Here is a 21,864-nt window from a genome sequence, read left to right on the forward strand (position 1 = left end):
AGGATTGCCGCCGGGTTCAGACCCGCGCCGGCTCCGCCGCATCCGGGGCAGCGTCGCCGGCGAGCACCTCGGCCGCTGAGACGGTCTCGTCGGCGGCCTTCGTCGAGGAACGCCCGGCCGGCAGGAAGAACGCCGCCAGGAATCCGACGGCGACGACGCCCGCACCGGTGAGCACGGCCGGGATGGCGGCGTCGACGTACCCGGTGGGGGTCAGCTCACCCCCGGCTCCGGTGAAGACGGAGGTGAGCACGGCGATGCCCAGCGCGATGCCGATCTCGCGTAGGGTCGAGTTGGTTCCCGATGCCTTCGCGTGGTCGTCCTCGGGCATGTGGGCGAGCACGGCGGTGGCCGATGGTGCGAAGACGAGCGCCATGCCGACCCCCGCCATGATGAACGGGGCCACCATGTCGATGTAGGCCAGATCGGGACTCAACTGCAGGGCGATCCAGGTGAGGCCTCCGGCCTGCAGGGCGAGACCGGCCACGATCAGGGCCCGGGTGCCCACGCGCGGTGCGAGCAGTCCCGCGATCGGTGCGATCACCATGGGAGCGAGCGTCCACGGCATGGTCAGTACGCCGGCTTCGAGCGCCGTGTACCCCTGCACGATCTGCAGGAACTGGATGAGGATGAACACGGAGCCGAACATGCCGAAGCTGAAGGTGATGCCGACGATGTTCGCGATCGAGAAGCTGCGATCGTGGAACAGGCGAAGCGGCAGGAGGGGAGCGGCGGCGCGCGATTCCCAGACCACGAACACGGCGAGCAGTGCCGTACCGGCGATGAGGGCGCCCAGCACCTCCGGGCTGTCCCATCCGGCCGGGTTGCCGCGCACGATGCCGTAGACCAGTCCGAGCACGCCGAGTCCCGCCAGGGCGACACCGGCCAGGTCGCTGCGCAACCGCGCGCCGAGGGTGTTGGGCAAGGCGAGCAGGGCGAGCGGAACGGCGATCACGCCCACCGGGATGTTCAGCCAGAAGATGGCCTGCCAGTTCCAGTTCTCGATCACCGCGCCGCCGATCAGCGGTCCGAGTGCCACGCCGAGGCCGGCGACGCCGCCCCAGATGCCGATGGCCGCGGGCCGCAGGTGCTTCGGCACGCTGCCGGCGAGCAGCGTGAGGGAGAGCGGCATGATTCCGGCCGCGCCGAGGCCCTGTACCGCGCGCGCGGCGATGACCTGCCACGGCTCGCTGCTCAGTGCGACCAGCGCACTCGCGACGGTGAAGACCACGATGCCCGCAACGAAGACCGTCCGTCGTCCGACGCGGTCGCCGAGGGCGGCGGCCGCGAGGATGAACGTCGCGAAGGCCAACGTGAAGGCGTTGACGAACCACTGCAGTTCCTCGATGGATGCGTCGAGGTCGCGCGCCATGGCGGGGAGCGCATTGGTGATCACCAGGTTGTCGAGGGTCGCCATGAACATGGGCAGCGAGGCGGCGACGATCGCGACCCAGACGGGCACGCGGCGGGCAGGTGACGACATGGGGGTTTCCTTCTGACCGATGCGACGAGCTGTAGTAATCGAATGATTACATGAGCAATGTAGTTATCAACTGATAACCTGTCAAGCGTGACGAAGAAAGATCGCATCTCGGCCCCTGAGCGCCGGGAGCAGATCCTGCAGGCGGCCACGCTCGTGTTCGGCGAGGTCGGCTACGCCGCCGCAACGACCGACCGGGTCGCGCAGGCGGCCGGCATCAGCCAGCCCTACGTGGTGCGGATGTTCGGAAGCAAGGAGAATCTCATCGTCGAGGTGCTCGAGCGCACCTGCGACCGGATCCTGGAGACGTTCCGATCGGCGATCGCCGACACCGCTGACCCCCGCACGCCGGCGGCCCGCATCGGCGCCGCCTACGTCGACCTCGTGGAGACCGACCGCGGCGTGCTGCTCTCCCTCATGCAGGGCTTCATCATGGGCGGCGACCCGCGCGTCGGGCCGGTCGCGCGGGCCGGCATCATGCGCATCTACGCACTCCTTCGGGAACAGGGCGGATTCACGCCCGAGGCGGCCCGAGACTTCTTCGCAAGCGGCATGCTCATCAACACCCTCGTCGCGTCCGGTCTCGTGAACGCCCTCGGAAGCGATCCGGCCGTCGCGGAGCTGTTCGAGTGCACCTTCCGCGACAAACTCCCCATGGTCGTGGAGCGGCTGGGCACTGCCACAGCGAGGCCCGCGGAGGCGCTGGTACCCTGAAGCGCGTGCCATCCCGAGCCGCCAGCGGCATCCTCCTCGTCGACAAGCCCCTCGGCATCACGAGCCACGACGTCGTCTCCCGCATCCGCCGGCTGGCCGGCACCCGCAAGGTCGGCCATGCCGGAACGCTCGACCCGCTGGCGACCGGCCTGCTGATCATCGGCGTCGAGAGCTCCACCCGCCTGCTGACCTACATCGTCGGCGCCGACAAGGAGTACACCGCCACGATCCGGCTGGGTTCGTCCACGACGACGGATGACGCCGAGGGCCAGGAGCTGGGGCGCGCGCCTGCGGCGGCCCTGGAGCGCGTCTCGGAGAGCGACATCCGGCGGGTCATGGCCCGGCTCACCGGGCGCATCGAACAGGTGCCGAGCGCGGTCAGCGCCATCAAGGTCGACGGCAAGCGTGCCTACGCCCGGGTGCGCGCGGGGGAGGACGTCCAGTTGGCGGGTCGGCCGGTGACCGTCAGCACCTTCGAGCTCGGCGAGATCCGTTCGACCGGCGGCTACCTCGATGCCGAGGTGCGCGTGGAGTGCTCCTCGGGCACCTACATCCGGGCGCTGGCGAGGGACCTCGGCATGGGGCTCGGCGTGGGCGGTCACCTCACCGCCCTTCGGCGAACGCGAGTCGGCGTCTTCCGAATCGAGGATGCCGCCGCGCTCGACACCCTCGACGTCGACGCCCGCCGGCTGAACCCCGCCGAGGCCGCTGGCAGGCTGTTCCCCGTCTACCGACTGGATGCCCAGCAGGCGGTCGACCTGGGGCACGGCAAGCGGGTGCTCGCGAGCGTGCCGCAGCCCGAGGGACCGGTCGCCGCCATCGCGCCGGAGGGCCGCCTGGTCGGACTCGTGGAGTTCACGGGCACGGAAGGCCGCAGCATCGTCAACTTCCCGCCCGACGCGCCAGATGCAGAGCCGGCGCCGTGATCGCCTGGCTGACGTTCGCGCAGGTGGGGCTGGCGACCGTGGTGGCGCTGCTCTGCATCGTCCTCGGGCTCGCCGGTCGAAAGCCGAGCGACCTGAGCATCGGGGGACTCGCCCTCATCGAGGTGCTCCTCCTCGTCCAGGTCGTCGCGGCTATCGTCGGACCGCTCACGGGCAACGAGCCCACCGGAAGCGCGCTCGAGTTCTGGGTCTACCTCGTGTCGGCCGTGCTCATCCCGCCGGCCGCCGCCTTCTGGGCGCTCATCGAACGCAGCCGGTGGAGCACGGTCATCCTCGGCGTCGCCGCACTGGCCGTCGCCATCATGCTGTACCGCATGTGGCAGATCTGGACCGTGCAGGGCGCGTGAGCGCTGTCTGCGCCTGAGATAATCGACAGTGCCATGACCTCCACCGCACCCGCATCCCCGACCACGAAGAACCGCGTCAGCGGAGCGGGTCGCGTTCTCATCGTCGTCTACGCCATCCTGGCCCTCGGGGCCACCGGCCGATCGATGGTGCAGATCATCGAGCGCTTCGACGTCGCCCCTCTGGCGTTCACGCTCTCCGCGTTCTCGGCGCTCGTCTACATCGTCGCCACGGTCGCCCTCATCCTGCGCGGCAGAACCTGGTACCGCGTCGCGTGGGCGGCGATCGGCATCGAGGCCGCCGGCGTGCTCATCGTCGGAACACTCAGCCTCATCGAGCCCTCATGGTTCCCCGAGGCGACCGTCTGGTCGTTCTACGGCATGGGCTACCTGTTCGTGCCGCTCGTGCTGCCCTGGATCGGAATGTGGTGGCTTGCGAAGCACCGCCCCGGCAGCGCTTCCTCCGCATCCGTCGCCGCCGACGCATGATCACCTTCCGCGGCCTCTCGGAGGTGCCGGCCGACTGGCGGCCGTCTGCCGTCACCATCGGCAAGTTCGACGGCGTGCACGCCGGGCATCGCGCGGTGATCGACGAGCTGCGCGGCATCGCGGATGCCGCGGGCCTCGCCTCCGTCGTCGTCACGTTCGATCGCAACCCGCTCGCGCTGCTGCACCCGGAGCGGTGCCCCGCGGCGCTCGTGAGCATCGAGCAGAAGCTCGAGCTGCTCGCGGGAACCGGCGTCGACGCCGCGCTGCTGCTCACGTTCGATGAATCGCTCGCGAACCTCTCGCCCGAGGTGTTCGTGGACGACGTGCTCGTACAGGCGCTGCACGCCACGCACGTGCTCGTCGGCGCGGACTTCCGCTTCGGCGCCCGCGGAGCCGGAGACGTCGAGCTGCTGGTCGCGCTCGGGCGGCAGCACGGCTTCACGGTGCATGTCGTCGACGACGTGCGGCCGGACGGCGAGCACCGGGTCTCGTCCACCTGGATCCGGCAACTGCTCGACGACGGCGACGTGACGGCCGCCGAGAGGCTGCTCGGCCACATCCCGAGCGTTCGCGGCGAGGTCGTGCACGGCGCCGCCCGCGGTCGGGAACTCGGCTTTCCCACGGCCAACCTGTCGCCGGAATCCGAGGGGCTCATCCCAGCCGATGGCGTGTACGCGGGCTACCTCATCGACGCCGGAGTGCGCTACCCCGCCGCCATCTCGGTGGGGAACAACCCGACGTTCGAGGGCGTTCCGCACAAGCAGGTCGAGGCGTACGTGATCGATCAGGAGCTCGACCTCTACGGGCACGTCGTGACCGTGGAGTTCTGCCGCCGTATCCGCGGAATGGTGGCGTACACCGGCATCGAGCCGCTCATCGCCCAGATCTCCGCCGACGTCGACGAGGCGCGCTCACTGCTCGCCTGAGCGGGTCGTTCGACGCCGCCCCTAGACTTGGGCCGGTGAGCGCAGCCACCCCGCGGCCCCTCTGGGCGGGCCGCACCCTCGCCCTCCTCGGCATCCTCGTGGTCGCGCTGAACCTGCGCACGGCGGTCGCCGCGCTCTCGCCGATCGTGGCGGAGGTGAGCACCGACATCGGGCTCTCGAGCCTCGTCGTGGGCGTGCTCGGGATGCTGCCCCCCATCTGCTTCGCGCTCTTCGGAATCCTCTCGCCCGCCTTCACGCGGCGCTTCGGGCTCGAGCCCGTGCTCATCGCCGCGCTCGTGGCGCTCATCGTCGGTCACCTGCTGCGGGCGGTCGCCCCGAACGTGATCGTGCTCGTGGTGGCCAGCATCATCACCTTCGCGGGCCTGGGCGTGGGGAACGTGCTGCTTCCCCCGCTCGTGAAGACGTACTTCCCCGATCGTGTGGGCCTCGTCACCTCCATCTACGTCTCCCTGCTCGCGGTGTCGACCCTGATCCCTCCGCTCGTGGCCGTGCCGATCGCCGATTCGGCCGGCTGGCGATTCTCGCTGGGGCTCTGGTCGGTGCTCGGCCTGCTCGCGCTGCTGCCCTGGCTGGCGCTCGCGGTTCATCACCGCTCCCGGAACGACGACGCGGTAGCGGAGGAGCCGGAGCCTCCACTGGCCGGCCGGCTGTGGCGGTCCTCGGTCGCCTGGGCCCTGACGGCCGTCTTCGCCACGTCGTCGCTGAACGCCTACGCCCTCTTCGCCTGGCTTCCCAGCCTTCTGCGCGACACGGCTCACGTGAACGCGTCCCAAGCGGGCGCCATCCTCTCGCTGTACGCGGGCATCGGGCTTCCCGCCGGCCTGCTCATTCCCTGGCTGGCCGTGCGGCTGCGCCACGTCGAGATCCTCGTCTACATCGGGGCCGCGTTCTTCGTCGCCGGCTACCTGGGGCTGCTGATCGTGCCCGGCACGGCGACGTGGCTGTGGGCCCTCCTGGCCGGCCTCGGACCCATGCTCTTCCCGCTCGCGCTCGTGCTCATCAACCTGCGCACGCGCACCCACGTCGGGTCGGTGGCGCTCAGCGGGTTCGCGCAGGGCATCGGCTACAGCATCGGCGCCCTAGGGCCGCTGCTCGTCGGTGTGCTGCACGAGGTCAGCGGAGGCTGGACGCTGCCTCTCGTCTTCCTCACGGTCACGGCCATCGCCGTCGTCTTCGCCGGAGCCGTGGTGGGCCGCCCGCGCATGCTCGAGGACGACCTGCGCCCGCGGTCATCCTGATACGCGGCTTGCTCATATGAGCAAATGCACCAACTCATGTTGAATCGCGCGGGTCGCCTGCTTACGCTTGTCCGGGGCCGGAGCTCCGCGAGCCTGAGCAGGGAGGTGCAGCAGTGATCGAGACCGATGAGCTGCTCAGCATCCGCGCCGCCGAGCTCTACTACGAGGAAGACAAGACCCAGGACGAGATCGGACGCACGCTGCGCCTGACCCGCTGGAAGGTCGGCCGACTGCTGGCCCAGGCGAAGGCGAACGGGTTCATCCGCATCGAGATCGTGCACCCGCGGGCTCGACGCCTCGCGCTGGAACGGCGCCTGCGCGAGGAGTGCGGCCTGAAGGATGCGGTCGTCGTCTCGACCTCGGGCGTCGACGGCGACGAGGAGCTGCAGACACGCACCGCGCAGGCCGCCGCCGACTACCTCGGCTCGTTGCGGCCCGTGCCGCGCACGCTCGGGGTCTCGTGGGGCCGCACCCTGCACGAGGTCTCCACGGCGCTGCCTGATGGCTGGGCGCGCGGCGTCAACGTCGTGCAGATCAACGGCGGGGTCAGCCTCAACCGCCGAGCGGGAACGGCGGCGGCGACCGCCGTCACCATCGCGCACAAGGCCGGGGGAGAGGCGACGCTGCTGCCGAGCCCCGCCATCCTGGAGCGGGCAGAGACCAAGCGGGCCATCGAAGGCGACCGCGCCGTCTCCGCCGTGCTCGACCTCGCCGCCAGTGCCGACGCGTACGTCTTCAGCGCGGGACCCGCGGATGCGAACTCCGTTCTCGTCGACAGTGGCTACCTCACGGCCCACGACGTCGCCGAGCTCGTCCGGGCGGGTGCGGTCGGGGATGTGGTGGGCCGCTACATCGATGCGGCCGGCGCCATCGTCGACCCCGGTCTCGATGCCCGCACCCTCGGCATCAGCCACGAGCGGCTGCGCTCATCGCCGCTCAGCATCGCCGTGATCGCAGGTCGCAGCAAGCATGCCGCCGCCCGCGCGGTCGTGGCGAGCCGGCTCTGCACCGTGCTCATCACCGACGAGGAGAGCGCCCTCAGCGTGCTCGAACCGACCGCACCACAAGGAAGAACCCCATGACCGGAACCCAGCTCATCCGACGCGAGCACGCCCTCGCCGTCATCGGCGGAGAGGCCAACGACGCGAACCTGCGCCGCTACCTGCACGGCGTCAACGGTGTCGACGCCGTCGGGCTCGAGCAGCGCGCGGCCGGCCTCGGCACCCGCTCGATCAAGACGACGTCGAAGGCGTGGGCCCTCGACCGCATCCTCTCGCTCATCGACCTGACCACGCTGGAGGGAGCGGACACTCCGGGCAAGGTGCGCTCGCTCGTCGCCAAGGCCATGAGCCCCGACCCGTCCGACGAGAGCTGCCCGCGGGTGGCGGCGGTGTGCGTCTACGGCGACATGGTGCCGCACGCCGTCGAGGCGCTCGGCGCGGCCCATGGCGACCCCGAGAAGGGCGGCATCGCCGTCGCAGCCGTGGCGACCGCCTTTCCGAGCGGCCGCGCCTCCCTCGCGGTGAAGCTCGCCGACACGGCCGACGCCGTCGCAGCCGGAGCCGACGAGATCGACATGGTCATCGATCGCGGCGCGTTCCTCTCGGGCCGCTACGGCGCCGTGTACGACGAGATCGTCGCGGTAAAGGATGCCTGCCGCCGTGCGGACGGCAGCTCCGCCCACCTGAAGGTCATCCTCGAGACGGGCGAGCTCAACACCTACGACAACGTCAAGCGGGCGTCGTGGCTGGCCATCCTCGCCGGAGGCGACTTCATCAAGACCTCCACCGGCAAGGTGTCGCCCGCCGCGACCCTGCCGGTCACGCTGCTGATGCTCCAGGTGGTGCGCGACTGGTACCGCATGACGGGTGAGCGCATCGGCGTGAAGCCCGCCGGCGGCATCCGCACCTCCAAGGACGCCATCAAGTACCTCGTGACCGTTGCCGAGACGGCCGGAGAGGAATGGCTCGTGCCGCACCTGTTCCGGTTCGGCGCCTCGAGCCTCGCCAACGACGTGCTGCTGCAGCGCCAGAAACTGAGCACCGGGCACTACTCCGGTTCCGACTACGTGACGATCGACTAAAGGGTCCCGATGACATTCCTCGACTACGCACCGGCGCCGGAGTCCCGCGCCATCCTCAACCTCCGCAGCGACTACGGGCTCTTCATCGACGGCGAATGGCGTGCGGGCAGCGGCACGCCGTTCCAGACCATCTCACCGGCGACCGAAGAGCACATCGCCACCGTCGCCAACGCGAACGAGGCCGACGTGGATGCCGCCGTCGCCGCTGCACGCCGGGCCTACGAGACCACCTGGTCGCGCCTCTCGGGAGCCGACCGCGGCAAGTACCTGTTCCGCATCGCGCGCCTGGTTCAGGAACGCGCCCGCGAGCTCGCGGTCGCCGAGTCGCTCGACAACGGCAAGCCGATCAAGGAGAGCCGCGACGTCGACGTGCCCCTCGTCGCGGCGTGGTTCTTCTACTACGCCGGATGGGCCGACAAGCTCGACTACGCCGGTTTGGGCGCGAACCCGGCACCGCTCGGCGTGGCCGCCCAGATCATCCCGTGGAACTTCCCCCTGCTCATGCTCGCGTGGAAGATCGCCCCTGCGCTCGCCGCAGGCAACACGGTCGTGCTCAAGCCGGCGGAGACGACCCCGCTCACCGCGCTGCTGTTCGCCGAGATCGTGCAGCAGGCCGACCTGCCCGCCGGCGTCGTGAACATCATCACGGGTGCCGGTGACACGGGCGCCGCGCTCGTGGCGCATCCCGACGTCGACAAGGTGGCCTTCACGGGCTCGACGGCGGTCGGCCGGGCGATCGCGAAGACGGTCGCAGGAACGAACAAGAAGCTCACCCTCGAGCTGGGCGGCAAGGCGGCGAACATCGTCTTCGACGACGCGCCTCTCGACCAGGCCATCGAGGGGATCGTCGAGGGCATCTTCTTCAACCAGGGGCACGTGTGCTGCGCGGGCAGCCGCCTGCTCGTGCAGGAATCGATCCACGACGACGTCGTCGACCGCCTGAAGAACCGGCTCTCCACGCTGCGGCTCGGCGACCCCCTCGACAAGAACACCGACATCGGCGCCATCAACAGCGCCGAGCAGCTCGCCCGCATCCGCGAGCTGAGCGAGGTCGGTGAGCATGAGGGCGCGGAGCGCTGGAGTGCGGACTGCGTCATTCCCGAGAACGGGTTCTGGTTCGCCCCCACCATCTTCACGAACGTGTCGACGAGCCACCGCATCGCCCGGGAGGAGATCTTCGGCCCGGTTCTCTCGGTGCTGAGCTTCCGCACGCCCGCCGAGGCGATCGCGAAGGCGAACAACACCCCCTACGGACTCTCGGCCGGCATCTGGAGCGACAAGGGCAGCCGCGTGCTCGCCGTGGCCGACAAGCTGCGCGCGGGCGTCGTGTGGGCCAACACCTTCAACCGCTTCGACCCCGCGTCGCCCTTCGGCGGCTACAAGGAGTCGGGCTATGGCCGCGAGGGCGGTCGCCACGGTCTTGCCGCCTACCTGAAGACGGGGCCGGGCGCCGCGCTCGGCGTCGCCCCCGTCGCCCCCATCGGCCGTTCGAAGAAGGGAGCCGCCAAGTGAACCGCTTGAGCATTCCGAAGACCTACAAGCTGGCCATCGGCGGCGCCTTCCCGCGCAGCGAGTCGGGGCGGGTCTACGAGGTTCGGGCCGCCGACGGGCGGTTCCTCGCCAACGCGTCGAAGGCATCCCGCAAAGACGCCCGCGACGCCGTCGTGGCCGCACGGGCGGCGCTCTCCCGCTGGGCCGGTATGACGGCCTACAACCGCGGACAGGTGCTCTACCGCATCGCCGAACTGCTCGAGGGCCGCCGTGCCCAGTTCGTCGCCGAGATCGTCGATGCCGAGGGCGCGACGGATGCCGCCGCCCACGAGCAGGTCGACGCCGCGATCGACCTGTGGGTCTGGTACGCGGGCTGGGCCGACAAGTTCGCCCAGGTGGCCGGCAACGCCAACGCCGTCTCGGGACCGTTCTTCAACATCTCCGTTCCCGAACCGACGGGTGTGGTCGCGATCATCGCTCCGCAGGATTCTGCGCTCATCGGGCTCGTCTCCGCGGTCGCACCCGCCCTGGTCGCCGGCAACACGGTCGTGGTGGTCGCGAGCGAGCGCTTCCCGCTCTCGGCGATCAGCCTCGCCGAAGTGCTCGCCACGAGCGATGTTCCCGGCGGAGTGGTGAACGTGCTCACCGGCTCTCCCGCCGAGATCGCTCCGTGGCTGGCCAGTCACGCCGACGTGAACGCCCTCGACCTGGTCGGCGCAGCAGCCCTGGACTGGATCGAGCTGCAGGTGCAGGCCGCCGACACCCTCAAGCGCGTGTTCGCGCCCGAGAACGGCGCAGACACGACGGCGCCGAGGCTCGAGCGCATCACCGCCTTCACCGAGACCAAGACCGTCTGGCACACGAAAGGCCTGATCTAGCGAGGAGCGTATGACGACGGATGCCCGCGGCCGGCTCGAGGCCGATCCATTCGACTATCGCGTCACGAGCGGTGGCCGTGTCATCGTCGAGCGTGGCGGCCGCACCGTCATGACTCTCGCAGGGGACTCGGCCGCACGCCTCATCACCCGGCTGGCGAGCGCCGATGAGCACACGGCGCAACTGCTGCTCGCGAAGGCGACCGGCCACTACGCCCACGGGAACGAGCGGCGCACGTGAGCCGGGAGGCCTCCGCGCCCCTCGCCGTCGTGACCGGCGCGACGGGCTATGTCGGCGGCCGTCTGGTGCCTCGGCTGCTCGCTGCCGGACTGCGGGTACGCGTCGTCACCCGCTCGGCCGAGCGGCTGAGGGACGCGCCCTGGATCTCGCAGGTCGAGGTCGTCGCGGGGGATCTCGGCCGTCGCGATGTCGTCGAGCGAGCCGTCGCCGACGCGGATGTGCTCTACTACCTCGTTCACTCGATGGCCGCTCGCGGCGACTTCGAACGCAGGGAACGCGAGATCGCCCTGCTCGTCGCCGAGGAGTGCGCACGCTCGGGGGTGGGGCGCATCGTCTTCCTCGGCGGTTTGCATCCCGAGACGGGCGAGCTCTCCCGTCACCTGCGCTCGCGCACCGAGGTCGCCCGCATCCTGCTGGCATGGGGCGTTCCGACGCTCGTGCTGCAGGCGGGCGTCATCATCGGCTCCGGGTCGACCTCGTTCGAGATGATCCGCCACCTCACCGAGGTGCTGCCCTACATGCCCGCGCCGCGGTGGGTGCGCAACCGCATCCAGCCCATCGCCATTCGCGACGTGCTCTACTACCTCGTGCAGGCGGCCCAGCTCCCGTCCGCCGTCACCGCCGCGGTCGACATCGGTGGACCGGACGTGCTGCGCTACGGCCAGCTCATGAACGGCTACGCGCTCGAGGCGGGACTTCGCCAGCGCGCCATCGCGGCACTGCCCGTTCTCACTCCGTGGCTGGCGTCGCAGTGGGTCAACCTCGTCACGCCCATTCCTCGCCGCTTGGCCGTGCCGATCATCGAGTCGCTGCAGTTCGACTGCGTCATGCGCGACCACGCGATCGACGCCATCATCCCGCCGCCGTCCGAGGGGCTCGTCGGCTACCGCCGCGCCGTGCGCCTGGCCCTCGCCAAGGAGAAGGCGGGCGACGTCGAGACGAGCTGGCGCGACGGCGTCGTCGAAGGAGCTCCGAGCGATCCCCTGCCGAGTGACCCCGACTGGGCGGGCGTGACCGTCTACACCGACGTGCGCTCCCGCCGCACGGCTGCGCCGGTCGAGAACCTGTGGAGCGTCATCGAAGGGGTGGGCGGTGAGAACGGCTGGTACTCCCTTCCACCGGCGTGGGCGCTGCGCGGGTGGCTCGACAAGCTCGTCGGCGGGGTCGGGCTCAGCCGTGGCCGCCGCGACGCCCGGCGCTTGAAGACCGGCGACGCGCTGGACTTCTGGCGCGTGGAGCGTATCGAGCGGCCCCGGCTGTTGCGGCTGCGCGCCGAGATGCGCCTGCCGGGCCTGGCCTGGCTCGAGATGACCGCGGCGCCGGAGCCCGACGGGGGAGCGGCCTACGGCCAGAGGGCGGTGTACTTTCCGCGCGGCCTGCTGGGCCGGCTGTACTGGTGGACGATCTGGCCCTTCCACGGCGTGATCTTCGCCGGGATGGCCCGCAGGATCACCGCGTCGGCCGAACGCCTCGCCACGGCCGCGCCGCCCGATGCGCTGGCGCATCCGTCCTCGGCGGGTGAAGATGGATACGACCCAGGAGGACACTGATGCCAGGAACAATCGTCTTCGTCGGCGACAGCCTGACCGAAGCAGGTCAGTGGGACGAGTGGCTGCCCGAGGAGAACGTGATCAACCAGGGCGTCGGAGGTCAGAGGACCGACGACGTCATCGAGCGCCTCGATGAGGTGGTGGCCGCCGAGCCGGATGCCGTCGTGCTGCTCGTCGGCACCAACGACCTCGCCTGGCGCAAGCCGAAGGAAGAGGTCGGGCGCAACCTCGAGACCATCCTCGTCGAGCTGCGCAAGCGCATCCCGGGTGTTCGGCTGCTCGTCGTGTCGCTCCTGCCGCGAGAGCAGGACTACGCCGCCGACATCCGTGACCTCAACCGGCACATCCGCCAGTTCGTGGCCACCGTGCACGGCCAGTTCCTCGACCTCTGGCCGGCGCTCGCCGATGAGGACGGGCAACTGCGCGAAGACCTCGGCGAGGATCGGCTGCACCTCAACGCCGCCGGTTATGAGGCGTGGGTGGCCGAGCTGAAGCCCGCGCTCGAGACGCTCTTCTCCACCCCGCCGACGACGCGGTCCATCCCCATCGTCTCCGCCTGAGGGCAGCGGGCGGCGCGGAAGGCTCAGCCCCGGTTGTTGCTCAGCTCGAAGACCGTGATGAGCTCCTTGATCGCGGCCTCGCGCTCGGCACCGCCCGCCTCGAACATGTCGGTGACGTGCGTGCGCAGGTGATTCTCGACGACGAGCTTGTTGAGCGAGCCGAGGGATTTCTGGATGGCGAGCGAGAGCGTGATGATGTCGACGCAGTAGTCCTCGTTCTCGATCATCTTCTCCAGTCCCCGCAATTGGCCCTCGAGAATGCGAGTGCGATGCAGGGCGCGCTTCTTGATGTCGTCGATCACCCTCTCAGGGTAACGCCGTACGGGGCGGGGGTATCCGAAGCGGACGCCCCTACTCGTCCTCGGCCGGCACCTCTTCGGCCACGTCGACGCGGCGTTCGTCGTCGAGCCCGACGATTTCGTCGATGGCACCGTCGTCGAACTCGCGCTCCGCGTCATCGGGGGGCGAGTAGGGCTCCTCGAACTCGGATTCCTGCGCGATCACGAAGTCGTCGTCATCCGTGCTGAGCGGGTCAGCACCATCAGGGGCGTGCTGCTGCATGGCTACAGGGTATTCCGGGCGGCCCGTGAACTCCACTGCCGCCTGACGGTAGTAGGATGAGTTCGCCGAAGGTCCCCGTCACCGTCTCGACCGCGATGTCTCGCGTTGCTTGAGTCCGGGCCCCCTGAGCGCAGCTTCAGCATCCGAGCCACACGTCTTGACCGGTTCGACGATGCTTTTGACGATGTGGAGGACGATGCCCGACCAGCGAAGCGTTCGGACGCGGACCCGCTCCCGCGACGACGAGGCCCCGATCATCCCGATCCTCGCCCGCAAGGTGCGTGAGGTCGAGGCCAAGGCCCAGGGTGGAAAGCTCGGGCCGACCAACCGCACCAAGTTCCAGGTGATCGCCCTGCTCATGCGCGAGGAACGTGCGCGCGTGAAGGGCGCTGCCGAGATTCCCGACTCCTCGCGCCCTGAACTGCTGAAGCGCCTCGACGGCATCGCGCAGATCCTCGCGAAGACGGCGGCGCGGGACACCAGCCTCATCTCGCTGCTGGAAGCCGACGCCTCGGTCTCCTCGGTCGCGCAGCGCTTCCGTCGCGACTGGCTGCTGGAATCGGGCGCCGAGCTCAGCCCCGACGAGCTCATCATCACCCGCGAACCCGAGGCCAAGCCGCAGCTGGCGGAGAACCAGGTCATCCCGCAGTCCGTGAAGGCCAGACAGCTGGCCAATCCCTTCCTCGCACCCGACCTCTCCCGACCCGCCGCACCCGCCGTGCCGATCCGGCGACTCGCGAACTGGGAGCTCCTCGGCCCGCTGTTCAAGTCGTTCGAGTACGGCGCCGGCGGCCAGGCCGCATCCATGGAGCTGCCGGAGGCGCCGCTCATCGACCGGCTCTCCCCGCGGGGCCTCGAGGTCATGAAGCACCAGGCGCGGTTCGTGGAGTCCGTTCGCCGCGGGCACCGCACCTTCCTGCTCGCCGACGAGCCCGGCCTCGGCAAGACCGCGCAGAGCGTGCTCGCTGCCTCGGTGGCGGATGCCTACCCGCTGCTGGCCGTCGTGCCCAACGTCGTGAAGATGAACTGGGCCCGTGAGGTCGAGCGCTGGACGCCGCTGCGGCGGGCCACGGTCATCCACGGCGACGGCGAGAGCCTGGACGCCTTCGCCGATGTCGTCGTGGTCAACTACGACGTGCTCGAGCGCCACATGGCCTGGCTCTCCACGCTCGGCTTCCGCGGCATGGTCGTCGACGAGGCCCACTTCATCAAGAACCTGCAGTCGCAGCGCTCGCGCAACGTGCTCACGCTCGCGGAGAGCATCCGCAAGCGCGCGCCGGGTGGGAACCCGCTGCTCATGGCGCTCACCGGAACCCCCCTCATCAACGATGTCGACGACTTCCGGGCGATCTGGCAGTTCCTGGGCTGGATTCAGGGCGATCGGCCCGCACCCGCGCTCATGGCCAAGCTCGAGGAGAACGGCCTCACGCCGGCGGAGCCCGGCTTCTACGTCGAGGCGCGTGCCGCCGTCATCGACATGGGCATCGTGCGCCGGCGCAAGGTCGACGTTGCGGCCGACCTGCCGGCCAAGCGCATCGCCGACCTGCCGGTCGAGCTCGACGACGAACTGGGCCGCGGCATCCGCCAGGCCGAGCGCGACCTCGGGTACCGGCTGCGCGACCGCTTCGACGCCCTCGTCGGCTCGCGCGGGCTGCGACGCGGCGACCTGGACGACGACCAGTTCGACGCCTTCGTGCGGGCCGTCTCCCAGGCGGAGCTCGACGAGTCCAAGGCGGCGAAGTCGGGCGAGAACGTCTTCACCATGGTGCGCAAGATCGGCCAGGCGAAGGCGGCACTGGCGGCGGACTACGCCGCCCAGCTGGCCCGGTCGGTCGGCAAGGTGGTCTTCTTCGCCAAGCACATCGACGTGATGGACACAGCGGAGGAGATGCTCGCGAAGGCGGGCCTACGCACGGTCTCGTTGCGCGGCGACCAGAACGCCCTTGCACGCCAGGCCGCCATCGACGCCTTCAACAAGGACCCCGAGGTGGCCGTCGCCGTGTGCTCCCTCACGGCTGCCGGAGTGGGTGTCAACCTGCAGGCATCCAGCAACGTCGTGCTTGCTGAGCTGAGCTGGACGGCCGCGGAGCAGACCCAGGCGATCGACCGCGTCCACCGCATCGGCCAGGACGAGCCCGTCACGGCCTGGCGCATCATCGCCGCCCATACGATCGACGCGAAGATCGCCGAGCTGATCGATTCCAAGCACGGCCTCGCCGCTCGTGCACTGGACGGCAGCGACCAGGAGGTGACGGCCGCCGACTCGGTTCAGCTCGATGCCCTGCAGCACCTGCTGCGCCAGGCGCTCGACGGCACTCTGTGATCCGGCCGCATCCCTCTGGCATCGAGCGAGGGGGCGCAGGCGCCGCAACGCGCCCGCACCGCCCTATAGAATCCCGAGCGGACCACTCGCCCCGATGATGCGGCGCTGACCTGCCAGTTCCCAAGGAGTCGCAGCACCAATGAAGATCGGAATCCTCACGAGCGGGGGCGATTGCCCCGGTCTGAACGCGGTCATCCGCGGTGCTGTGCTGAAGGGCGTCATCTCCCACGACGCCGAGTTCGTCGGCTTCCGCTGGGGATGGCGCGGGGTCGTCGAGGGCGACTTCTTCGACCTCACGCGGCACGACGTCCGCGGGCTCTCGCGGCAGGGCGGCACCATCCTCGGATCCAGTCGCACCAACCCGTTCGAGGGCGAGCAGGGCGGCCCCGAGAACATCCAGCGCATGCTCGACGCCAACGGCATCGACGCCATCATCGCCATCGGCGGCGAGGGAACGCTGACCGCCGCACGGCGCTTGACGGATGCCGGCCTGCGCATCGTCGGAGTGCCGAAGACCATCGACAACGACCTCGCCGCCACGGACTACTCCTTCGGCTTCGACACCGCCGTCGAGATCGCCACGGAGGCCATCGACCGGCTGCGCACCACCGCGGAATCGCACGGCCGCTGCCTCGTGGTCGAGGTGATGGGCCGGCATGTCGGCTGGATCGCGCTGCACTCGGGCATGGCCGGCGGTGCGCACGCCATCCTCATCCCCGAGCAGCCCACCTCGATCGAGCAGATCTGCACGTGGGTCGAGAGCGTGCGCGACCGAGGCCGCGCCCCGGTGCTCGTGGTCGCCGAGGGCTTCCACCTCGATGACATGGAGGAGGCGCACTCGCACAAGGGTCTCGACGCCTTCAACCGCCCGCGCCTCGGAGGCATCGCCGAGCGGCTGGCGCCCATGATCGAGGAGCGCACCGGCATCGAGTCCCGCGACACCGTGCTCGGCCACATCCAGCGTGGGGGAGCGCCCTCCGCCTACGATCGGGTGCTCGCGACCCGACTCGGCATGGCGGCGATCGACGCCGTGCACGAGAGCGCATGGGGGTCGATGGTCTCGCTGCGCGGCACCGACATCAAGGTCGTCTCGATCGCGGATGCGGTCGGCGGCCTCAACACGGTGCCGCAGTCGCGGTACGACGAAGCCGCGATCCTCTTCGGCTGAGCCGCGCATCCCGAGCCGTTCCGCGAACATGCTTCCGCAGGTATGTGTCTGCTACCTCATCCGAACGGATGCGACCGGCCACCGGCAGGTTCTCCTCGGGCGCAAGAAGATCGGGTTGGGCCAGGGCAAGTACGTCGGGCCGGGGGGAAAGCTCGAGCCGGGCGAGAGTGCCCGTGAGGCGATCGTGCGTGAGGTCTTCGAAGAGGTCGGGCTGAGCGTGGATCCTGCCGAACTGCAGGAGCGCGGCCGGCTGCGCTACCTCTTTCCGCACCGGGAGGCATGGAGCCAGGAGTCCACCGTCTTCGTGAGCACCGCCTGGCAGGGCGAGCCCCGTTCCTCGGCGGAACTTGATCCCGAATGGTTCGATCTCGACGAGGTGCCGTTGGCGCAGATGTGGGACGACGCCCGGTTCTGGCTGCCCGGCGTGCTCGCCGGCGGGCGCGTCGGGCGCGTCGGGCGCACCTACACCTTCGGCGCCGACCTCTCCAGCGTCGTCGAATGAGTCGGACGAGGTTCGGGGCGCACGCCGTCACGGTCAGCTGAGGTCCTCTCAGGTTGACCAGAGTGCCTCGGGGTGTGAGTATCGATCCAGTTGTGAGGATGCGCGAGGACAACCGCATCGCAGTGAACATCCGGTGAAATCTGAACCGGGATGCCCCATACGAGAAAGACGCCGGTGGATCTCACCCTGATCGTCGTGCTGGTCATCGCACTGGCGTTGTTCTTCGACTTCACCAACGGCTTCCATGACACGGCCAATGCCATGGCGACCCCGATCGCGACGGGGGCGATGAAGCCCCGCTTCGCCGTCGGCCTCGCCGCCTGCCTGAACCTCGTGGGTGCCTTCCTCTCCACCGAGGTGGCCAAGACGATCTCGGGCGGCATCATCAGGGAAGGCGACGGCGGCGTGCTCATCACGCCCGAACTCATCTTCGCCGGCCTCATCGGCGCCGTCGTCTGGAACATGTTCACCTGGCTGCTCGGGCTTCCCTCGAGCTCATCGCACGCGCTGTTCGGCGGTCTCATCGGCGCCGCCGTCGTGGGTGCGGGCAGCTTCGACCCGATCGATTTCGGGGTGGTGCTCTCCAAGGTCATCATCCCGGCCCTCGCGGCTCCGTTGACGGCCGGCATCGTCGCCTACGTCGCCACCAAGCTCGCGTACGCCATCACCCGGCGCTACGACGGCCGGCCCGACGGGCGCGACGGCTTCCGGTACGCGCAGATCTTCTCCAGTTCGCTCGTGGCCCTCGCTCACGGCACCAACGACGCCCAGAAGACGATGGGCGTGATCACCCTGACCCTCATCGCCGTGGGCTTCCAGTCGCCCGACAGCGACCCCGAGTGGTGGGTCATCCTCGCCTGCGCCATCGCGATCGCCCTGGGGACGTACATGGGCGGCTGGCGCATCATCAAGACGCTCGGAACGGGCCTCACCGACGTGAAGCCCGCCCAGGGGTTCAGCGCGGAGACGAGCACCGCAGCCACGATCCTGGCCTCCAGCCACCTCGGGTTCGCCCTCTCGACGACCCAGGTGGCTTCGGGTTCGGTGATCGGATCGGGTCTCGGCCGGCGCGGCTCCAAGGTGCGCTGGGGCACGGCGGGCCGTATCGGCCTGGGCTGGCTCATGACCTTGCCGGCAGCGGCGATCGTGGGCGGTCTGGCCGCCTTCATCGCCGAGATCGGGGTCGCCGGCATTCTCATCGACGCCGCCATCGGAGCCGTCGTGATCGTGTTCATCTTCTGGCGCTCGCGCAAGAACGAGGTCTCGCACCACAACGTCACGAGCGAGGTCGCCGCATCCGGACGCGCGGTGAAGATCAAGCGCAATCCGAAGCCGAAGCGGCCGGAAAGCAAGCGGAAGGTCACGCAGTGATCATCGACTGGGGAGCCTTCGTCGTCGTGTTCGGCGCCGCACTGCTGTCATCGGCAATCGTGGTGAGCGCCTACTCACTCGGCTTGCGCATGCTGAGCGTGGCCGGTCGGGCACCTGTGGTCGAGCCGGCCGCCTACACGGATGCGCTCACCGTCGTCACTGCCGCCGAGGCCAAGGCAGCCGCGAAACGCGTGAAGAAGGCCAAGAAGGCCGCGAAGAAGAACCCCCTCACCGAGAACCAGAAGCGCTGGGCGCTCGCCGCGGCCTACGCCTGCTTCACCGTGAGCGCTGCCGCCGTGCTCTACGGCATCTACCTGATCATCCCCGCCTTCCACCGCTGATTCGACGAACCATCCCGGTCAGGCCCGCACCCTGGGGGTGCGGATGGTACTCGGGGGGCGCCGGAAAGCGCCTACTATCTATCTGTGAATTCGACTGAGACGGCCCAGCCGCAACCCACCGAGAAGGCCGAGCCCAAGGGCGCCTTCGATCGGTTCTTCCAGATCAGCGAGCGTGGCTCCACGCTCGGAACCGAGGTTCGTGGCGGCGTCGTCACGTTCGTGACGATGGCCTACATCGTCGTGCTCAACCCGATCATCCTCTCGGGCGGCAAGGACGTGCTCGGGCACAGCCTGGCCTTCCCGCAGGTGGCGGCTGTCACGGCGCTGACCGCCGGTGTGATGACCATCCTGTTCGGTGTGATCGCACGCCTTCCGTTCGCCTTCGCGGCCGGACTCGGGATCAACTCGTTCCTCGCCGTGAGCGTCGTCGGGCAGGTCACCTGGCCCGAGGCGATGGGCCTCGTCGTCATCGACGGCCTCATCATCGTGCTGCTGGCGGCCACGGGACTTCGCCGCCTCATCTTCAACGCCGTTCCGTACCAGCTGAAGATCGCCATCACCGTCGGCATCGGGCTGTTCATCGCCTTCATCGGCCTCGTGGATGCCGGCTTCGTCAAGTCGACGGGCTTCGGCTCTCCGCCCATCGGGCTCGGCGAGAACGGTTCGATCGCCACGGTGCCGACGCTCGTCTTCGTCATCACCCTTCTGCTGACCGGTGTGCTCATGGCCCGCAAGGTCAAGGGCGCCATCCTCATCGGCCTCGTCGGCGGCACGATCATCGCCGTCATCGTCGAGGCGATCTGGCACTTCGGCGGCCAGCCGAAGAACCCGGGCGGCTGGAACCTCTCGGTGCCGGCCCTCACCGGCAACTGGTTCGCCGTTCCCGACCTCAGCCTGGTCGGCAACGTCAGCTTCGACTTCGGCCGAATCGGCTTCCTCGCCGCGCTCATGCTCGTCTTCACCCTCGTGTTCACGAACTTCTTCGACGCCATGGGAACCATGACCGGCCTCTCGAAAGAGGCGGGCCTGGCCGACAAGGACGGCAACTTCCCGCGGCTGAAGTCCGCCCTGATCGTCGAGGGCGTCGGCGCCGTCGCCGGAGGCCTCACGTCGGGTTCCTCGAACACCGTCTTCATCGAGTCGGGATCCGGCATCGGCGAGGGTGCACGCACCGGCTTCGCGAACGTCGTCACCGGTGTCCTGTTCCTGCTGGCGATGTTCTTCACGCCCATCGCGCAGATCGTGCCGTCCGAGGTCGCAGCCGCGGCGCTCGTGATCGTCGGTGCCCTCATGATGTCGCAGATCAAGGGCATCGACCTGGGCGAGTTCTCGGTGCTGCTGCCAGTGTTCCTGACCGTCATCATCATGCCGCTCACCTATTCGATCGCCAACGGCATCGGTGCGGGCTTCATCGCATGGGTCGTGCTGCGCTCGCTCTCGGGCAAGGCCCGCGAGATCAGTCCGTTGCTCTGGATCGTCGCCATCGGCTTCCTGATCTACTTCATGCGCGGCCCGATCGAGACCGCGTTCGGCTGGTAGCACGCGAACGAAGAGAGGGTCCCGCCGATGTCGGCGGGACCCTCTTTTCGTTGCAGCGGAACTCAGGCGACCAGGCGGTCCTTGAGCTTCGCGATGGTCTTCTTCGACAGGCCCAGGCCCTTGGTGAGGTAGGAGTCCATGGTGCCGTAGTCGGACTTCAGCTGATCGAAGGTGGCGTCGAGGTAGCTCGCGTCGACGCCGAGCAGCGGCGCGTACACCGCGGCAGCCGCGTCGCCGCCCTGCGCCTTGAGACCTGCCAGGGTCGCGTTGATGCTGCTGCGCGAGTACTGGTTGGTGAGCAGGTAGTCGTTGGTGATCGTCTTCTGCGGCACGCCGGCGACGCTCAGCAGAACGGCGGAGACCCATCCCGTGCGGTCCTTGCCCGCGGTGCAGTGCACGATGTCCGCGCCTTTGCTGTCGGCGATCTCGGTGAGGGTCGCGGCGATGGCCTTGCGTGCGGTCTCGTCGCTGACGAAGTTGCGATAGGTGGTCGCCATCATGGCGGTCGCCTCCTGCGGGGTCTTGAACGTCGGCATGCCGGCATCCGAGGCGCCGATGACGTTCTCGTTGACCCACTCGGCTCCGGTGATCTCGGCGTCGGGCTTGGCCGCGATCTCACCCGGCGTGCGCAGGTCGAGGATCTCGGTGACGCCGAGGGACTGGACGGTCGCGACGTCGGCCGGCTTCAGGGTCAGTGCGTTCGAACGGTAGACGACGCCGCGCTTGACGTGCTTGCCATCTGAGGTGACGTACCCGGCGCCGATTCCGCCGATGTCGCGGAAGTTGTCGGCAGAGGCCAGGCGAGGGGTCGCCGGCAGCGGAGCGGCCGCCGGAGTGGAGGCCGTCGTGGCCGGTGTGCTCGAGCAGCCCGTGAGCGCGACGGACAGGGCGATGGCTGTGCCGACAGTGGCGGCGAGAGTGCGGCGAAGGCCGGTGGTGGTGGTGATCAAGGGGTGATTCCTCCGTTGTGATGGATGCTGCGCTGCAGGCGCGGAGGCAGGCTAGGTGGGCCAGGCGAACGAGGCGTGGCCGCCGCATGAACGGTTCACGTTCAACGTGAACTTTGATGTTCCGTCATCCTCCGGCGGCGGAGGAATCGCTGTTGC

At 69.2% G+C, this 21,864-nt stretch carries 23 protein-coding genes; 19 read left to right on the top strand and 4 right to left on the bottom strand.

The genetic code is table 11. The features are described 5' to 3' along the window. Positions 1-16 precede the first annotated feature (16 nt). Complete coding sequence (locus WDJ51_RS01050) at positions 17-1,480, bottom strand: DHA2 family efflux MFS transporter permease subunit (protein ID WP_337850564.1); 1,464 nt, start codon at positions 1,478-1,480, stop codon at positions 17-19. An 87-nt stretch (positions 1,481-1,567) separates the two neighbouring features. Here WDJ51_RS01050 and WDJ51_RS01055 point away from each other — a divergent pair, with 87 nt between their 5' ends. From WDJ51_RS01055 to WDJ51_RS01115, 13 genes are all read left to right on the top strand, one after another. Further along, the gene (locus WDJ51_RS01055) at positions 1,568-2,191 is read left to right on the top strand and encodes a TetR/AcrR family transcriptional regulator (RefSeq protein WP_337850565.1); all 624 of its coding nucleotides are present in this window, start codon (positions 1,568-1,570) and stop codon (positions 2,189-2,191) included. 5 nt (positions 2,192-2,196) lie between these two features. Then, a complete protein-coding gene (gene truB / locus WDJ51_RS01060) occupies positions 2,197-3,117 on the top strand; it encodes a tRNA pseudouridine(55) synthase TruB (protein WP_337850566.1) in 921 nt (306 codons plus the stop codon). Beyond that, a complete protein-coding gene (locus WDJ51_RS01065; RefSeq protein WP_337850567.1) occupies positions 3,114-3,482 on the top strand; it encodes a hypothetical protein in 369 nt (122 codons plus the stop codon). Before truB ends, WDJ51_RS01065 begins: the two co-directional genes overlap by 4 nt. A 33-nt stretch (positions 3,483-3,515) precedes the next feature. Beyond that, entirely contained in the window at positions 3,516-3,968 is a 453-nt protein-coding gene (locus WDJ51_RS01070) for a hypothetical protein (RefSeq protein ID WP_337850568.1), read from the top strand. Further along, positions 3,965-4,894: a bifunctional riboflavin kinase/FAD synthetase gene (locus WDJ51_RS01075; RefSeq protein ID WP_337850569.1), complete on the top strand. Its 930-nt coding sequence runs from the start codon at positions 3,965-3,967 to the stop codon at positions 4,892-4,894. The genes WDJ51_RS01070 and WDJ51_RS01075 overlap by 4 nt, the downstream gene beginning before the upstream one ends. A gap of 35 nt (positions 4,895-4,929) precedes the next feature. After that, positions 4,930-6,153, top strand: coding sequence for an MFS transporter (locus WDJ51_RS01080; RefSeq protein WP_337850570.1), 1,224 nt, complete (start codon positions 4,930-4,932; stop codon positions 6,151-6,153). A gap of 113 nt (positions 6,154-6,266) precedes the next feature. Continuing rightward, on the top strand, positions 6,267-7,235 hold the full coding sequence (locus WDJ51_RS01085) for a sugar-binding transcriptional regulator (protein ID WP_337850571.1): 969 nt from the start codon (positions 6,267-6,269) through the stop codon (positions 7,233-7,235). Continuing rightward, on the top strand, positions 7,232-8,236 hold the full coding sequence (deoC, locus tag WDJ51_RS01090; protein ID WP_337850572.1) for a deoxyribose-phosphate aldolase: 1,005 nt from the start codon (positions 7,232-7,234) through the stop codon (positions 8,234-8,236). The genes WDJ51_RS01085 and deoC overlap by 4 nt, the downstream gene beginning before the upstream one ends. Positions 8,237-8,245: 9 nt before the next feature. Beyond that, complete coding sequence (locus WDJ51_RS01095; RefSeq protein WP_337850573.1) at positions 8,246-9,748, top strand: aldehyde dehydrogenase family protein; 1,503 nt, start codon at positions 8,246-8,248, stop codon at positions 9,746-9,748. Further along, the gene (locus WDJ51_RS01100; RefSeq protein WP_337850574.1) at positions 9,745-10,605 is read left to right on the top strand and encodes an aldehyde dehydrogenase family protein; all 861 of its coding nucleotides are present in this window, start codon (positions 9,745-9,747) and stop codon (positions 10,603-10,605) included. Before WDJ51_RS01095 ends, WDJ51_RS01100 begins: the two co-directional genes overlap by 4 nt. A 10-nt stretch (positions 10,606-10,615) precedes the next feature. Beyond that, positions 10,616-10,843 carry a hypothetical protein gene (locus WDJ51_RS01105; protein WP_337850575.1) on the top strand — a complete coding sequence of 76 codons (228 nt, stop codon included), beginning with the start codon at positions 10,616-10,618 and terminating at the stop codon, positions 10,841-10,843. Further along, on the top strand, positions 10,840-12,393 hold the full coding sequence (locus WDJ51_RS01110) for an SDR family oxidoreductase (RefSeq protein ID WP_337850576.1): 1,554 nt from the start codon (positions 10,840-10,842) through the stop codon (positions 12,391-12,393). Before WDJ51_RS01105 ends, WDJ51_RS01110 begins: the two co-directional genes overlap by 4 nt. Next, positions 12,393-12,953 (top strand): GDSL-type esterase/lipase family protein, encoded by a 561-nt coding sequence (locus tag WDJ51_RS01115; RefSeq protein WP_337850577.1) that lies wholly within the window; start codon positions 12,393-12,395, stop codon positions 12,951-12,953. The genes WDJ51_RS01110 and WDJ51_RS01115 overlap by 1 nt, the downstream gene beginning before the upstream one ends. A gap of 23 nt (positions 12,954-12,976) precedes the next feature. On the opposite strand, the gene WDJ51_RS01120 is transcribed toward WDJ51_RS01115, so the two are convergent. Beyond that, positions 12,977-13,255 carry a metal-sensitive transcriptional regulator gene (locus WDJ51_RS01120; protein WP_337850578.1) on the bottom strand — a complete coding sequence of 93 codons (279 nt, stop codon included), beginning with the start codon at positions 13,253-13,255 and terminating at the stop codon, positions 12,977-12,979. 49 nt (positions 13,256-13,304) lie between these two features. Then, a complete protein-coding gene (locus WDJ51_RS01125) occupies positions 13,305-13,514 on the bottom strand; it encodes a hypothetical protein (protein WP_337850579.1) in 210 nt (69 codons plus the stop codon). Positions 13,515-13,710: 196 nt separating this feature from the next. Here WDJ51_RS01125 and WDJ51_RS01130 point away from each other — a divergent pair, with 196 nt between their 5' ends. The 6 genes from WDJ51_RS01130 to WDJ51_RS01155 all read left to right on the top strand — a co-directional run bounded on the left by WDJ51_RS01130 (position 13,711) and on the right by WDJ51_RS01155 (position 20,758). Then, positions 13,711-15,837, top strand: coding sequence for a DEAD/DEAH box helicase (locus WDJ51_RS01130; protein WP_337850580.1), 2,127 nt, complete (start codon positions 13,711-13,713; stop codon positions 15,835-15,837). A gap of 139 nt (positions 15,838-15,976) precedes the next feature. Further along, positions 15,977-17,005 (top strand): 6-phosphofructokinase, encoded by a 1,029-nt coding sequence (locus tag WDJ51_RS01135; RefSeq protein ID WP_337850581.1) that lies wholly within the window; start codon positions 15,977-15,979, stop codon positions 17,003-17,005. Between the two features lie 28 nt (positions 17,006-17,033). Beyond that, complete coding sequence (locus tag WDJ51_RS01140) at positions 17,034-17,507, top strand: 8-oxo-dGTP diphosphatase (protein WP_337850582.1); 474 nt, start codon at positions 17,034-17,036, stop codon at positions 17,505-17,507. Positions 17,508-17,681: 174 nt separating this feature from the next. Then, entirely contained in the window at positions 17,682-18,878 is a 1,197-nt protein-coding gene (locus tag WDJ51_RS01145; protein WP_337850583.1) for an inorganic phosphate transporter, read from the top strand. Further along, positions 18,875-19,219, top strand: a complete 345-nt coding sequence (locus tag WDJ51_RS01150) for a peptidase (protein WP_443218449.1) — start codon at positions 18,875-18,877, stop codon at positions 19,217-19,219. The genes WDJ51_RS01145 and WDJ51_RS01150 overlap by 4 nt, the downstream gene beginning before the upstream one ends. An 84-nt stretch (positions 19,220-19,303) precedes the next feature. Further along, complete coding sequence (locus WDJ51_RS01155) at positions 19,304-20,758, top strand: NCS2 family permease (RefSeq protein ID WP_337850584.1); 1,455 nt, start codon at positions 19,304-19,306, stop codon at positions 20,756-20,758. Between the two features lie 62 nt (positions 20,759-20,820). On the opposite strand, the gene WDJ51_RS01160 is transcribed toward WDJ51_RS01155, so the two are convergent. Then, a complete protein-coding gene (locus WDJ51_RS01160; RefSeq protein WP_337850585.1) occupies positions 20,821-21,708 on the bottom strand; it encodes a tyrosine-protein phosphatase in 888 nt (295 codons plus the stop codon). Positions 21,709-21,864 lie beyond the last annotated feature (156 nt).

It is taken from the genome of Rathayibacter sp. YIM 133350, assembly GCF_037404875.1.
Classification (GTDB): domain Bacteria; phylum Actinomycetota; class Actinomycetes; order Actinomycetales; family Microbacteriaceae; genus Orlajensenia.

Bases quoted from the DNA above. Each gene is read 5' to 3' on its own strand.
- WDJ51_RS01050 (WP_337850564.1), bottom strand. From the start codon at position 1,480: ATGTCGTCACCTGCCCGCCGCGTGCCCGTCTGGGTCGCGATCGTCGCC.
- WDJ51_RS01070 (WP_337850568.1), top strand. From the start codon at position 3,516: ATGACCTCCACCGCACCCGCATCCCCGACCACGAAGAACCGCGTCAGC.
- WDJ51_RS01075 (WP_337850569.1), top strand. From the start codon at position 3,965: ATGATCACCTTCCGCGGCCTCTCGGAGGTGCCGGCCGACTGGCGGCCG.
- deoC (WP_337850572.1), top strand. From the start codon at position 7,232: ATGACCGGAACCCAGCTCATCCGACGCGAGCACGCCCTCGCCGTCATC.
- WDJ51_RS01095 (WP_337850573.1), top strand. From the start codon at position 8,246: ATGACATTCCTCGACTACGCACCGGCGCCGGAGTCCCGCGCCATCCTC.
- WDJ51_RS01105 (WP_337850575.1), top strand. From the start codon at position 10,616: ATGACGACGGATGCCCGCGGCCGGCTCGAGGCCGATCCATTCGACTAT.
- WDJ51_RS01115 (WP_337850577.1), top strand. From the start codon at position 12,393: ATGCCAGGAACAATCGTCTTCGTCGGCGACAGCCTGACCGAAGCAGGT.
- WDJ51_RS01125 (WP_337850579.1), bottom strand. From the start codon at position 13,514: ATGCAGCAGCACGCCCCTGATGGTGCTGACCCGCTCAGCACGGATGAC.
- WDJ51_RS01130 (WP_337850580.1), top strand. From the start codon at position 13,711: ATGCCCGACCAGCGAAGCGTTCGGACGCGGACCCGCTCCCGCGACGAC.
- WDJ51_RS01135 (WP_337850581.1), top strand. From the start codon at position 15,977: ATGAAGATCGGAATCCTCACGAGCGGGGGCGATTGCCCCGGTCTGAAC.
- WDJ51_RS01140 (WP_337850582.1), top strand. From the start codon at position 17,034: ATGCTTCCGCAGGTATGTGTCTGCTACCTCATCCGAACGGATGCGACC.